General features: G+C 51.6%; 5 protein-coding genes. 1 reads left to right on the top strand and 4 read right to left on the bottom strand.

The features are described from left to right. Nucleotides 1–39: 39 nt before the first annotated feature. The gene (locus tag Xkoz_RS00030) at nt 40–660 is read right to left on the bottom strand and encodes a glutathione binding-like protein (protein ID WP_099140171.1); all 621 of its coding nucleotides are present in this window, start codon (nt 658–660) and stop codon (nt 40–42) included. A gap of 122 nt (nt 661–782) precedes the next feature. Here Xkoz_RS00030 and yfcD point away from each other — a divergent pair, with 122 nt between their 5' ends. Beyond that, on the top strand, nt 783–1,301 hold the full coding sequence (yfcD, locus tag Xkoz_RS00025) for an NUDIX hydrolase YfcD (RefSeq protein WP_099140170.1): 519 nt from the start codon (nt 783–785) through the stop codon (nt 1,299–1,301). Nucleotides 1,302–1,451: 150 nt separating this feature from the next. On the opposite strand, the gene Xkoz_RS00020 is transcribed toward yfcD, so the two are convergent. From Xkoz_RS00020 to Xkoz_RS00010, 3 genes are all read right to left on the bottom strand, one after another. Beyond that, a complete protein-coding gene (locus Xkoz_RS00020; RefSeq protein WP_099140169.1) occupies nt 1,452–2,078 on the bottom strand; it encodes a beta/gamma crystallin domain-containing protein in 627 nt (208 codons plus the stop codon). A gap of 420 nt (nt 2,079–2,498) precedes the next feature. Further along, a complete protein-coding gene (locus Xkoz_RS00015) occupies nt 2,499–13,286 on the bottom strand; it encodes a non-ribosomal peptide synthetase (RefSeq protein WP_099140168.1) in 10,788 nt (3,595 codons plus the stop codon). Further along, nucleotides 13,279–14,302, bottom strand: a 1,024-nt coding sequence (locus Xkoz_RS00010) for a non-ribosomal peptide synthetase (protein WP_141554389.1), incomplete at its 5' end; no start/stop codon positions are given. The genes Xkoz_RS00015 and Xkoz_RS00010, both read right to left, overlap by 8 nt.

The following is a 14,302-nucleotide window of genomic DNA, read 5'->3' as shown; positions in this document are numbered from 1 at the left end:
TAATTTCGTCATTAATTGAATTTATTACATATATTTGGATCAGGCATCCTTGTAGGCTGCTTGTGTTGCAGGGCGTTGTCTGACCTTATCCAGCCATTTGGCAACCGCTGGGTAATCCTGTAAATCGATTTTTTGGTGTTCATAGCATTTCGCCCACGGATAAGTGGCAATATCTGCGATACTATACTCATCGCCTCCGAGATAAGCCGTTTTTTCCAGTTGGGTATTTAGCACCTTGTATAAACGTTTTGATTCTTCCACATAGCGATTAATGGCATAAGGTACAACTTCTGGGGCGTAGCGATTGAAATGGTGATTTTGACCGAGCATAGGGCCAAAGCCAGCAACTTGCCAAAACAGCCATTGCAATTGTTCGGTTCGTTCACGCAAACTTTTGCTCAATAGCTGGCCGGTTTTGTTTGCCAGATAAAGTAAGATAGCCCCTGATTCGAAGACAGAGACAGGCTCTCCGCCATCAGCGGGTTGATGATCGACAATCGCCGGGATTTTGTTATTCGGGGAAATGGCAAGAAATTCAGGTTTGAACTGTTCGCCGGTGTTGATATTGATGGGATGGATAGTGTAAGGCATGCCGACTTCTTCGAGGAACAAGGTGATCTTGTAGCCATTTGGGGTTGGGGCATAATATAGATCTATCATATAACCTCCAGCAATAATAACTTTATGAAAAATGTATCGGCGTTACCTTACCATCGTTTGTCTGTAAGTGTGATAAATTGACTGCAAAAAAATATGCAACTCGTTGATAAAAGGTTTTTAGGATGATGCAAGAAAAATCAGCAAGCATTGAATGGATTGACATTGTCAATGAAGATAATGACGTGATTGCGCAATCCACTCGTCGGCAGATGAGAGCGCAAAATCTGAGGCATCGCGCGACTTATATTGTCGTGCATGATGGGATGGGCAAAATTCTGGTTCAGCATCGTACAGAAACGAAAGACTTTTATCCGGGAAAATTGGATGCAACGGCGGGCGGTGTTGTGATGACAGGAGAAACTTTTCTTGATGCTGCCCGTCGGGAAGCCGAAGAAGAGTTAGGGATTGCCGGTGTTCCTTTTGCGGAACATGGCATGTTCTATTATGAAGAGGAGGCGTGTCGTATATGGGGTGGCCTGTACAGTTGTGTCAGTCACGGGCCATTTGCATTGCAGGAAGAGGAAGTCTCCGCCGTTTATTGGTTAACACCGCAAGAAATTACCGCCCGTTGTGATGAATTCACACAGGATTCACTAAAGGCGCTCTCCTTATGGTTGGCGCGGAATAATCAAGTGGAATAGTTTTATCTGCCATTGAGGGTTTTATTCCGGGGATGAGGAGCTTTCGTTGAGACTAAATAACAATCTAAAAGAGGGGGGATGTCTATTTACAGTACATCCCCTTATTTTGTTACGGATTGACTATTGTTAATTTAGTATTTCACTTTTATTTTATTGGTCGTCAGAAATATTTTCCAAAACGAATTTAAAATGATACCCCTCTACTTTTTCAAACCGCATATGGGCTGGTTTAGTGGTATCATAAGTGACAATATCAAGATCTGTACCATTGTGTTTAAAATAGACAGCTCCTTGAGTGACAGGGATATTATTTTGATTAAAGATGACAACGGACGTTACATAGAGTTGACCATCTTTGGGCACTAAACCGACAACTTTGTAGTCATCATTTGAATAGCAATCGACAGGATTGGGGATGGTATAGGTTTGAATATTAACCCTGAATACTTGATCGACACCGGATTCGTTAATCAACTTTACTGCGAGTAAATCACGGTTCGAAGGGGAGACAATAAATTTTGTTAACCCTTTAATATCACTGATGTCTGGCTGGTTTGTATCCCATTCACGATAAATTTGCCCAACTTCACTGTCACTGCTATGTCGCCAGGCGAACACGACAGAGCCTATCCCAATTTTGACGGAAAGAAACTGATCATTTAATGGCGTACCAACTAAATTGACTGCTGTATTATTTTCTGGATATTCATAAGCGGCGCCAGTATAATTTTTTCCGGTGTAAAATACCACGCCATTAATTAATTCATCTTTAGACATAATCAATATTCTCCTTATGCTTGGTTATAAAAATAACATCTAAATAAGGATCAAAAAATCATAGGTCAATTCCTTATCCCTTGCGTAGCGAAGAGTGAGGAAACCTCATATTTTAAATGTGTCTCTATTCTGAAACTCATTTAGGATAAGAGGCTGAATTTATATGTCAAGATAATGGGTGGCTTTTATATTGACCCTTAACTTTAAAAAATATTTATTTGATTTTATATTCTTTTCTGTTAATAAATGATGTTATTTAAATTTGGAATGTGTGCTTTGATTTTATTTAGGCTGAAAAAATTTTGGATGGCTCTGGCTTAAGCGCCCAGCGTTGGCATCTTTTAGCCCCAACAAAAACCTCGTTAAACATAACGAGGTTTTTTTATCGGCTAAGGCTGCCAGAAGTGCATGGGAGTATCTTTATACCGATTTATTCACACCGGCTATGGCCGCGGCTAAATCCTGCACAAAAGGTGGGCGCATGAGGGTGATGTGATCACCCGCTAACGTTGTGGGGATAACTTCTCCGGTCACCAGTGCCTGCCATCCATCAACCCTGCTCTTGGTCGAAATATCGGGTTGATTATCGTCAGCCAGAAACAGTTGGAGTGCACCTGGATAGCGCCCTTGTGGCTGATAAGTCACCAAAGAGTGAGCCTTGAAGACGCCTAAATAGGTGGCAATTTCCCTAGGTTCAAATTGGGGAGGTAAGAGTTCCTCCGCAATCAGGCGCCGCCGCAAGCGATCAAGTTGCTCTGCTTCTGTCATGGATTGGAATTCTTCTTCAGTAAAGTTTTCCTCTGCGCCCGCCGATGCAGCCAGCGCATTCCCAAACTCGGCCAGCCAGTGACTGTCAGACCATGCTGATTCGATCTTTTCGCTTAAACTCTCAAGCGGCGATTCGCTATCGACTACAGCCAGTAAGCCAATACTTTCCCCTTGTTGAACGAGTTGCCGCGCCATTTCGAATGCGAGCCAGCCGCCGAAAGAGTGCCCGCCCAAGTGATAGGGACCATTGGGTTGAACTTTCTTAAGCGACTCGATCATCACGCTGGCCATGGCCTCAAGGCTTTGTGGCGGATCGCTGCGGCCATCTAACTCTGGGGATCGCATTCCCCAAACGGAATAAGTGCCTTCTAATGCTGTCGCTAATTCCCGTAAATAGAGCACATGCCCTCCGGTGCCGGGCGCAAAGAACAGCGGGGTGGCGTTGGTGTTCCGTGACAGGCCAACCATCGAGCCAACATTGCTATTTTCTCGATCTTCAATGGCTTTGGCTTGGTCTTTGATGGTCGTAAACGCCATCAAACTCGCCATCCTATTCTGCGAAAGGCCAAGTTTTTCTACAGCCAAAGAGCAGGCTTTCAAAATCAGCAACGAATGACCGCCCAACTCAAAGAAATGGTCATGGCGGCTGACCCGCGCTACTCCGAGCAGATCTTGCCAAATTTGAGCCAGTACGATTTCAATCTCACCCTGGGGAGCTTCATACTCGCGGGCGACGATGGCAGATTGATCGGGAGCAGGGAATGCCTGGCGGTCAATTTTGCCATTCGCCGTGAGCGGGAACGCGTCAAGGGTGACGAAGGCACTGGGTAGCATATAGTCGGCAAGATGTTGGGCAAGCTGCTGGCGCAGTTCATTGGGATGCAGTTTGGCTCCGGATTGGGGCTGAACATAGGCGACCAGACGTTTATCATCAGGGGCTATTTCCCGCACCAGGACAATGGCTTCCTGCACCCCCTGACATTGCACCAGACGAGCTTCCACTTCACCCAGTTCAATGCGGAAGCCGCGGATCTTAACCTGAAAATCATTACGCCCCAGATATTCAATCACACCATGAGGCAACCAGCGCCCCAAATCGCCGGTTTTATACATGCGTGCATTTGGCTGCTGGCTGAACGGATCAGCCACAAATTTCTCCGCGGTCAGATCAGGACGGTTCAGGTAACCACGGGCAACGCCTGCCCCGCCAATATAAATTTCACCGCTGATACCCAGCGGGGTCGGCCTGCCAAATGCATCCAAAATATAGATGCGGGTGTTAGGCAGGGGGTAGCCAATCGGAATGTTATCGCTGAACTCAGTCGATTGTGTGCCATCCCCGTTTTGTGGGTTCTTAACCTTTAATGTCGTCGCAATCACCGTGGTTTCGGTCGGGCCATAGGAATTGATCCAGCGGCAGGCTTGGGTTTCTGGATGGGATAGCCAATTCATGAGATGGCGGTATTCCGCTTTCTCGCCGCCGACAATAATCGTGTGCAAGTAGGGGCTGAAACCACTGCGTCCCGCCGTCATCTCCTGTACCCATTGATGCCAGAAAGCGGTTGGCATATCGAGGATAGTGATCCGCTGCTCATTTAATAAGTTAACAAATTCCTGATCCGGCACGCGGATATGGGCAGGACGCAGAACCAGTGTCGCACCGGCGGCGAGGGTCGGGAAAATATCGGAAACCGAGGTATCAAATGCGATAGTCGCAAATTGCAGGATGCGATCCCCTCCTTTCGGTTCGCTGGTCTTATGCTGGGCATGGATAAAGTTCACCACATTGCGATGCTCCAGCATCACGCCCTTGGGCTGGCCGGTGGAGCCGGAGGTATAAATGATATAGGCCAGATGGTGCGGCTCAAGCCTCAATTGGCGGGGATCAGGGTTATGGGAGGGTTGTTTTGCCACCTGCTCCTGATGGGCTTCATCGTCCAGCAACCAGACCGGGAGATCGGGGGTGGGTAACCGCCCCTGCAAGTGTCGCTGGGTCAACAGTAGGGCGGGTTTGCTGTCCGACAGTTGATACGCCAGTCGCTCGGCCGGGTATTCGGGATCGAGCGGAATATAGCCCGCACCGGCTTTAAGAATGCCGTATAAGCCAATGATCATCTCCGGGCTGCGCTCGACACAAATGGCTACGCGATCGTCAGGACGCACGCCAAACGCCACCAGTTGGTGTGCCAGTTGGTTAGCATGGCGGTTCAGTGCCGCATAACTCAGTGCGTTCTCGCCAAAGACCAGTGCGGTGGCATCCGGTGTACGCGCTGCCTGTTGTTCGAACAGTTGATGGATCAAGGTATCCTGCGGATAGTCCATCACCGTATTGTTAAAATCCACCAATACTTGATGACGCTCGGCCAGTGGCAGGATATCGACCGACTGGATCGGCTGCTCCGGCGCAGATTGCAGCGCGGCCACAATACCTCCTAAGGCCATCTCCATATAGCCATTCATCCGAGCCGGATTAATTTGCGGGCTGCATTGTGCGGTCAGCGAAAACCCGTCATCAAAATCGTCCACATCCAGTGACAACGGATAGTTACTGCGCTCCTCACTGTCCAACTCCTGAATACCATCCCAGGCATGTGAGCTGGATTGTTCCTCCTCCCGCGGACTGTGGCGGAAATTGAGCAGGCTGTTAAACAGTGGCAACGATGCCTGAACGCCACTGCAACGCTGGGCAATTGCCAGTGGTGTCTGTTCATGATCCAGCAGTTCGCTCAGGCGCTGGTAGGTTTCCTGTACCGCCTGCTTAACGGTACGCGTGTGTAATGGGATACGGATTGGCAGGGTATTGATAAACATACCGAGCACCTGAGACGCGCCGATGCCTCCCTGTAAGCGCCCCAATAACACGGTGCCGAACACCACATCTTCACGGCCGCAACATTGTGCCAATACCTGTGCCCAGGCGACATGGAACAGCACGGCAGCACTGATGCCCAATTGACGGGCGCTATCACGGATTTGCTGTGCCAATTCATCATCCAAGATAAGACTATCTTCCACGATCTGATCGTGGTTGTTTCCCTGTACATCAAGCAACCCAAACGGCAAGGTTGGCTCTTCTACATCGCCCAATAACTGCCGGAAATAGGCCTGATGGACTTCAATCGGCACCCGACGGGTCTGGGCAATAAAATTGCGGTAAGGCAGGGGCGCTGGCAGGGGCGCTTCTTCGCCCAGGATCAGTGCCTGCACTTCGCTGAAAATGATTTCCAGTGACAGATGGTCACAGACCAGATGATGATGCAACAAGCTAAGCCACCACCGATCGGAACCGGGATCTTTGGCGATATAAGCGGCCAATAAAGGGGCTTGAGTAATAGCTAACCGGATAGTGTCAGGATCGGTAAGACGCCGTAATTGGGTTTCGGCGCTTTCTTGCGCGGATAACGAGAGTTCAGTGATTGGCAGTGGTGCATGGCGGTAAACCACTTGCACCGGCATCGGAAGTGCCTGCCAGTGGAAGGCACTGCGTTGAATATCGTGTCGGTCAATCACCCGCTGCAACGCCTGCAAGAAACCCTCCAGCCGCGCCCGGTTGTCAAAGTTCATCAGGATATTTTCAAGATAGGTATCGCCGGTTTCTTCCCGCAAATGGTGGAACAGAATCCCTTCCTGCAATGGCCCCAGTGGGTAGATATCCTGAATATTAGCGACGCCACCCGGTACGCGGGCAACAATTTGGTCAATTTGTGCCTGGGTTAATGTGACCAATGGCAGCATATCAGGGGTAATGTGCTGGCTGTCTGCGCGGATCAGATTGGGAGGAATAGCCTGCGCATCGGTAGCGTGATCATCCCCCTGATTTAAGCGGGCACTCATGGCTGCCAGCGTGGGGGAGGAGAAGACTGCGCTGACCTCCAGAGACAGCCCTTGTTGGCGCAACTGTTCGATCAGGCTGACCACCCGCAGGGAATGCCCGCCCAGTTCAAAGAAGTTATCATGGCGCCCGACCTGTTCCACATCCAGCAAGGATTGCCAGATTGCCGCCAGTTTTTGTTCAGTTTCCCCTTGCGGCGCTTCATACTCACGGTTGACGATAGCGCTGCGATCCGGCGCCGGCAGCGCTTTGCGATCCAGCTTGCCGTTGGCGGACATCGGGAAGGCATCCAGCATCACAAACGCACTGGGCAGCATATGATCCATCAATCGGGTGCCCAGTTGCTTACGTAGTTCAACCGGACTGAGTGTCATGCCGGTTTGTGGGATCAGATAAGCGACCAGCCGTTTGTCGCCTGCCCCTGCTTCACGGGCGATCACCACAGCATCGCTGACACCGTCACAGGCTGCCAGTTGCGCCTCAATCTCGCCTAATTCGACACGGAAACCGCGGATCTTGACCTGAAAATCATTGCGGCCTAAATATTCAATCGTGCCATCGGGCAGCCAGCGTCCCAGATCACCGGTTTTATACATCCGGGCATCGGGTTGTGCACTGAACGGATCAGCCACAAATTTTTCCGCGGTCAGATCAGGGCGGTTCAGGTAACCACGGGCAACGCCCGCGCCGGCAATATGGATTTCACCCCTGACGCCAATCGGCGCCGGTCGCCCTTGGCTATCCAGAATATAAATGCGGGTATTCGGCAGCGGATAACCAATCGGGATAACCTCAGTCAATTCAAGCGGATCTTGGCCTTTATCATTGATGGTTAATGTGGTGGCAATCACCGTGGTTTCGGTCGGGCCATAGGAGTTGATCCAGCGGCAGGCCTGGGTTTCAGGATGGGAGAGCCAGCCCATTAAATGGCGGTACTCCGCTTTCTCGCCGCCGACAATAATCGTGTGCAGATCCGGGCTAAAACCACTGCGCCCCGCCATCATCTCCTGTACCCAGTGGTGCCAGAAGGCGGTTGGCATATCCATGATGGTGATCTTCTGCTCACGCAAGAAGTTCACAAAGGCCATATCCGGGATGCGGATATGGGGCGGGCGCAGAACCAGTGTCGCACCGGAGGCGAGGGTCGGGAAAATATCGGAAACCGAGGTATCAAATGCAATAGTCGCAAATTGCAGGATGCGATCCCCCTCTTTCGGTTCGCTGGTCTGATGTTGGGCATGGATAAAGTTCACCACATTGCGATGCTCCAGCATTACGCCCTTGGGCTGGCCGGTGGAGCCGGAGGTATAGATGATATAGGCCAGATGGTGCGGCTTAACGTCCAATTGATTGGCATCAGGATTATGGGCGGGCTGTTTTGCCACTTGATCCTGATGGGTTTCATCATCCAGCAACCAGACCGGGAGATCGGGGGTGGGTAACCGCCCCTGCAAGTGCCGCTGGGTCAACAAGAGTACCGGCTTGCTATCCGACAACTGGTACGCCAGCCGTTCGGCAGGGTATTCGGGATCGAGCGGAATATAGCCGGCACCGGCTTTGAGAATGCCGTATAAGCCAATGATCATCTCCAGACTGCGCTCGACACAGATTGCCACGCGATCGTCAGGACGCACGCCAAACGCCATCAGTTGGTGCGCCAGTTGGTTGGCATGGCGGTTCAGTGCCGCATAACTCAGTTCGCTTTCGCCAAAGACTAATGCCGTGGCATCCGGTGTACGCGCTGCTTGCTGTTCGAACAGTTGATGGATCAAGGTATCCTGCGGATAGTCCCTCACCGTATCGTTAAAATCCGCCAATAATTGGTGACGCTCGGCCAATGGCAGGATATCGACCGACTGGATCGGCTGCTCCGGCGCAGATTGCAGCGCGGCCACAATGCCTTCTAAGGCCATCTTCATATAGCCATTAATCCGAGCCGGATTAATTTGCTGATGACACTGTGCGGTCAGCGAAAACCCGTCATCAAAATCGTCCACATCCAGCGACAGTGGGTAATTGCTACGTTCTTCACTTTCTATTTCGTGAATACCTTCCCAGGCGATTGAGGCGACCTGTTCATCTTCACGTGGGCTATGGCGGAAATTGAGCAGGCTGTTAAACAGCGGCAACGGTGCCTGAATGCCACTGCAACGCTGGGCAACGGCCAGTGGTGCCTGCTCATGTTCCAACAGTGTGGTTAACTGCTGGTAAGTTTCTTGTACCGCCTGCTTCACGCTATGTGCCTGTAACTTAACGCGGATCGGTAAGGTATTGATAAACATACCAAGCACTTCGGATGCCCCGATCCCACCCTGTAACCGCCCTAACAAAACGGTGCCGAAGATGACATCATTTCGGCCACTGCATTGCGCCAGTACCTGTGCCCAGGCCACATGGAACAGTACGGCAGCACTCATACCCAATTGACGGGCGCAATTACGGATCTGCCGTGCCAGTTCATCCTCTAGTGTGAAGACGTTTTCCACTATCTCATCCTGGTTATTCCCTTGTACGTCAAGCAACCCAAACGGCAAAGTCGGCTCTTCCACATCGGCCAATAATTCGCGGAAATAGGTTTGGTGAACTTCCAGCGGTACGTTGCAAACCTGCGCAATAAAATTGCGGTAAGGCAGTGGCGTGGGTAACTTCTCACTTTCCCCCAACAGCAGGGTTTGTATTTCACCAAATATCATATCCAGTGAGACGTGATCACAGACTAAATGGTGGTACAGCAAGGAAAGTCGCCATTGTTCGGAACCGGGATCTTTGGCGATATAAGCCGCCAATAGGGGGGCTTGGGTGATGTCCAGCCGGGCAGTGAGGCGACGTAACTGGCTTTCTGCGGATTCTTCTGCCGATAACGTGAGTTCACTAATTGGCAACGGTGCATGGCGATGGACGACCTGTACGGGTTTAAGCAGCGCTTGCCAGTGGACGGCGCTGCGCAGAATATCGTGTCGGTCGATTACCTGCTGGAGTGCCTGCAAGAAATTATCCAATCGTGTGCGATTGTCGAAAGTCATCAGGTGGTTATCCAGATAGAGATCCCCTTCCGTTTCCAGCAAATGGTGGAACAGGATACCTTCCTGCAAGGGTCCCAATGGATAGATGTCCTGAACGTTGGCGATCCCCCCCGTGACACGGGAAACAATCTGCGCTATCTGATCTTGGGTTAATTTCACCAATGGCAGCATATCTGGCGTAATGACAGAACTCCCTTCCCGAATCCGGTTAGGCGGCACTGCCTGTATGGTCGTGGTGTGGGCGTGATGATGACGGATTAAGGCGCTCATGGCTGCCAGCGTGGGGGCAGAGAACACGGCGCTGACATCCAGCGACAAATCGTGGGCGCGTAATTGCTCAATCAGATTGACCACCAGCAGTGAATGCCCGCCCAGTTCAAAGAAGTTATCATGGCGCCCAACCTGCTCCACATTCAGCAGAGATTGCCAGATTGCCGCCAGTTTCTGTTCAGTTTCCCCGTGTGGCGCTTCATAGTCACGGCTGACGATAGCGCTTCCATCCGGCGCCGGCAGCGCTTTGCGATCCAGCTTGCCATTGGCGGACATCGGAAAGGCATCCAGCATCACAAACGCACTGGGCAGCATATGATCCATCAATCGGGTGCTCAGTTGCTTACGTAATTCAGCCGGGCTGAGGGTGATGCCGGTTTGGGGGATGAAATAAGCCACCAGCCGTTTGTCACCGGTGCCTTCGTCACGGGCAATCACCACGGCATCACTGACACCGTCACAGGCCGCCAGTTGCGCCTCAATTTCCCCCAGTTCAATACGGAAACCGCGGATCTTGACCTGAAAATCATTACGCCCCAAATATTCAATCGTGCCATCGGGCAACCAGCGCCCCAGATCACCGGTTTTATACATCCGGGCATCGGGTTGTGTACTGAACGGATCAGCCACAAATTTCTCTGCGGTCAGGTCAGGTCGGTTCAGGTAACCACGGGCAATGCCCGCGCCCCCAATGTGGATCTCACCACTGACGCCAATCGGAACCGGTTGTCCATGCGGATCCAAAATATAAATATGGGTGTTGGGGAGTGGATAACCGATGGGGATAACCCCTTCAAGATGCGGTGGATTTTGGTTATCCAGTTTTAGTGTGGTGGCAATCACTGTGGTTTCGGTCGGGCCATAAGAATTGATCCAGCGGCAGCCCTGGGTTTCGGGATGGGACAGCCAGCTCATGAGATGGCGGTATTCCGCTTTCTCGCCGCCGACAATAATCGTGTGCAGGTACGGGCTAAAACCACTGCGCCCCGCCATCATCTCCTGCACCCAGTAATGCCAGAAGGCGGTGGGCATATCCATGATGGTGATCTTCTGCTCGCGTAGGTAGTTCACAAAGGTCATATCCGGGATGCGGATATGGGGCGGGCGCAGAACCAGTGTCGCACCGGAGGCGAGGGTCGGGAAAATATCGGAAACCGAGGTATCAAATGCGATGGTGGCGAATTGCAGGATGCGATCGCCTAATTTCGGTTCGCTGGTCTGATGTTGGGCCTGGATAAAATTCACCACATTGCGGTGCTCCAGCATCACGCCCTTGGGCTGGCCGGTGGAGCCGGAGGTATAGATGATATAGGCCAGATGGTGCGGCTTAAGCCCCAGTTGGCGGGGATCAGGATTATGGGTGGGCTGTTTTGCCACGTCATCCCGATGCTGCTGGTCATCCAGTAACCAGACCGGAATATCCTGTATGGGCAAGCGGGTAGCTAAATGCTGCTGGGTGAGCAATAACACGGGCTGGCTGTCCGATAACTGGTAAGCCAGCCGTTCGGCAGGGTATTCGGGATCGAGCGGGATATAGCCGGCGCCTGCCTTAAGGATGGCGTAAATGCCGATGATCATATCCAGACTGCGCTCGACACAAATTGCCACGCGATCATCAGGACGAACCCCAAAAGCGATCAAATGATGTGCCAATTGATTGGCATGGCGGTTTAGCGCCGCATAACTCAATTGGCTATCGCCGGACACTAAGGCGATGGCATCCGGCGTTTGTTCGACTTGTTGTTCAAGCCGTTGATGGATCAATGACGCCTGTGGGGATGGGAAGGCCACTTCATTAAAATCGACCGCATTAAAATCGACTAAAAGCTGGGTACGTTGGTCGGGTTGCAAGAGCGGCAGATTTTCCACGGGTTGCGCATCATCCTCAACCATGGCAGTTAGCAGGGTTTGCAGGTAACCGGCGATACGTTCAACACTGGCATGGTCAAACAGATCACTGGCGTATTCCAGGCCACCGACTAAACCCTGCTCAGTATCACTGATGGCGAGGGACAGATCGAAATGCGAGCTGTTTTCAGCCAGATTCATTTCACGGATAGTGATATTCGGCAAGGTGATATTTTGCTGGCCTGGGGTGTTATCCACGGACATCATCACCTGAAAAATCGGGCTATGGCTCAGGCTGCGCGGGGGTTTCAGTGCCTCGACTAACTGTTCGAAGGGCAGATCCTGATGGGCATAGGCTTCCAGTGCATGGGTCTTAACCTGTGTGAGCAGAGCGCTGACCGTCGGATTGCCATCTAACTGGAGCCGCAGAGCCAGTGTGTTAACAAAGAACCCAATCAGTGGCTCCAATTCACTGTGTTGCCGATTCGCTATGGGGGTGCCAATCACCAGATCTTTTTGCCCGCTAAGACGGGAAAGCAAAATGGCCCATCCCGCCATCAGCGTCATAAATAATGTTGTCCCGTGGCGCTGGCTAAGGCTTCTCAATCCGGCACTTAATGCCGGTGACAGGGCGATCTCGACATATCCTCCGGCATAACTCTGTTTCTCCGGGCGTGGCCTGTCAGTCGGGAGTTCCAGCAGTGCGGGGGCACCCTGTAACGCGTCGCGCCAGAAATTCACCTGTTTTTCCAGCACCTCTTCCCGTAGCCACGCCCTTTGCCAAAGGGCATAGTCGGCATACTGGAGTGTCAGGGCGGGCAAGGGATCATCCCGCCCTTGACTGAACGCAGGGTAAAGCGTGGCCAGCTCCTGCATCAGAATGTTGAGGGACCAGCCATCAGAAATAATATGATGCTGGGTTATCAAAAGGATATGTTCATTCTCAGCCAGCCGCAGCAGACGCCCCCGGATAAGGGGGCCTTGTGCGAAATTGAATGGCTGATGGGTTTCACGTTGGGTTATCCCTTCGATGGTGGTTTGTTGCGCTTTTGCCGGCAAATGGCTGAGATCGTCTGTTGCCAAACAGAAGCCACACTCTGGCTTATCAATGAATTGCAGGGCCTGCCCTTCGACCATCTTGATCGTGGTACGTAAAATTTCATGGCGAGCGACAATTCTGTCCAGTGCGGCTTGCAGGGCATCTAAATTCAGATAGCCTTGCAGACGCAGGCCACCCGGAATGTGGTATGCCGTTTGGGCTGCGGGATCTAACTGTGCCAGAAACCACAAACGCTGTTGTGCCCAGGAGAGGGGAAGCGTTTGCTGATCAGCCTTTCTCGGTAAAATTTGCCTTTTTTCATCAAGCGGCCTGGTTTCCCCAATCTGACTATTTTTGATGCGTTCTTTCATCTTTTTCTGGAGTACCGCTTGTCTTAACTCAAGCAGGCTTAGTTCTTTGTTACTCATTTAATTCACTCTCTCCATTTAGCAGGGCGCGCAGTTCATCTTCGGACAAGTTTTCCAACTCTTTTTGCAGCGATTCGATATCTTCTGGTGCAAAAAAGGTTTCAATCTGTCTTGACGCAATAAGTTCAGCGAGTTCAGAAAGTTCTGGATGGGTAAATATGTCCTGGATGGACACTTCAAGCTGGAATTTATCCCGTAATCTTGCCATTAACTGAATGATTGATAAGGAATTCCCACCTAAATCAAAGAAGCTGTCATGGCGGCCGATTTGTTCTAACCCCAATAAACTCTGCAAGATGGCGGCAACCTGCTGCTCGATTTCACCTTGGGGAGCCTCATAGTCACGGCTGGCGATGGCGCTGCGATCGGGCGCGGGCAGAGCCTTACGATCTAATTTGCCACTGCCGGTTAATGGGAAGGCTGCCAGCATGACAAACGCGGCAGGCACCATATAGCTAGCCAGACGGCGATTCAGTTGTTCACGCAGGCTATTGGCATCTGGCGTGAAGCCGGATTGCGGTATGACATAGGCTACCAGTCGTTTGTCACCGGTTTCTTCTGTGCGGGCGATCACCACCGCATCCCTGACGCCTTCACAGGCGGCCAGTTGTGCCTCAATCTCCCCCAATTCAATGCGGAAGCCGCGGATTTTGACCTGAAAATCGTTGCGTCCCAGATAGTCAATCATGCCGTTTGGCAACCAGCGCCCTAAGTCACCGGTTTTGTACATGCGTGCATTTGGCTGCGTGCTGAAGGGATCAGGGATAAATTTCTCGGCAGTCATCTCCGGTTTATTCAGATAACCCCGTGCGACGCCTGCGCCACCAATATGAATTTCACCCCTGACGCCAATCGGCGCCGGTCGTCCTTGGGTATCCAGAATATAAATGCGGGTATTGGGGAGTGGATAACCGATCGGGATAGCCCCGTCGAAAGGCGGAAGGTTTTGGTTGTCCAGTTTCAGGGTGGTGGCAATCACCGTGGTTTCCGTCGGGCCATAGGAGTTAATCCAGCGG

This window comes from Xenorhabdus kozodoii (assembly GCF_002632875.1).
GTDB lineage: Bacteria > Pseudomonadota > Gammaproteobacteria > Enterobacterales > Enterobacteriaceae > Xenorhabdus > Xenorhabdus kozodoii.
This window is presented reverse-complemented; position numbering and strand designations above follow the sequence as displayed.

Coding starts and splice junctions, on each gene's coding strand:
- Xkoz_RS00020 (WP_099140169.1), bottom strand. CDS start 2,078: ATGTCTAAAGATGAATTAATTAATGGCGTGGTATTTTACACCGGAAAA.
- Xkoz_RS00030 (WP_099140171.1), bottom strand. CDS start 660: ATGATAGATCTATATTATGCCCCAACCCCAAATGGCTACAAGATCACC.
- yfcD (WP_099140170.1), top strand. CDS start 783: ATGATGCAAGAAAAATCAGCAAGCATTGAATGGATTGACATTGTCAAT.
- Xkoz_RS00015 (WP_099140168.1), bottom strand. CDS start 13,286: ATGAGTAACAAAGAACTAAGCCTGCTTGAGTTAAGACAAGCGGTACTC.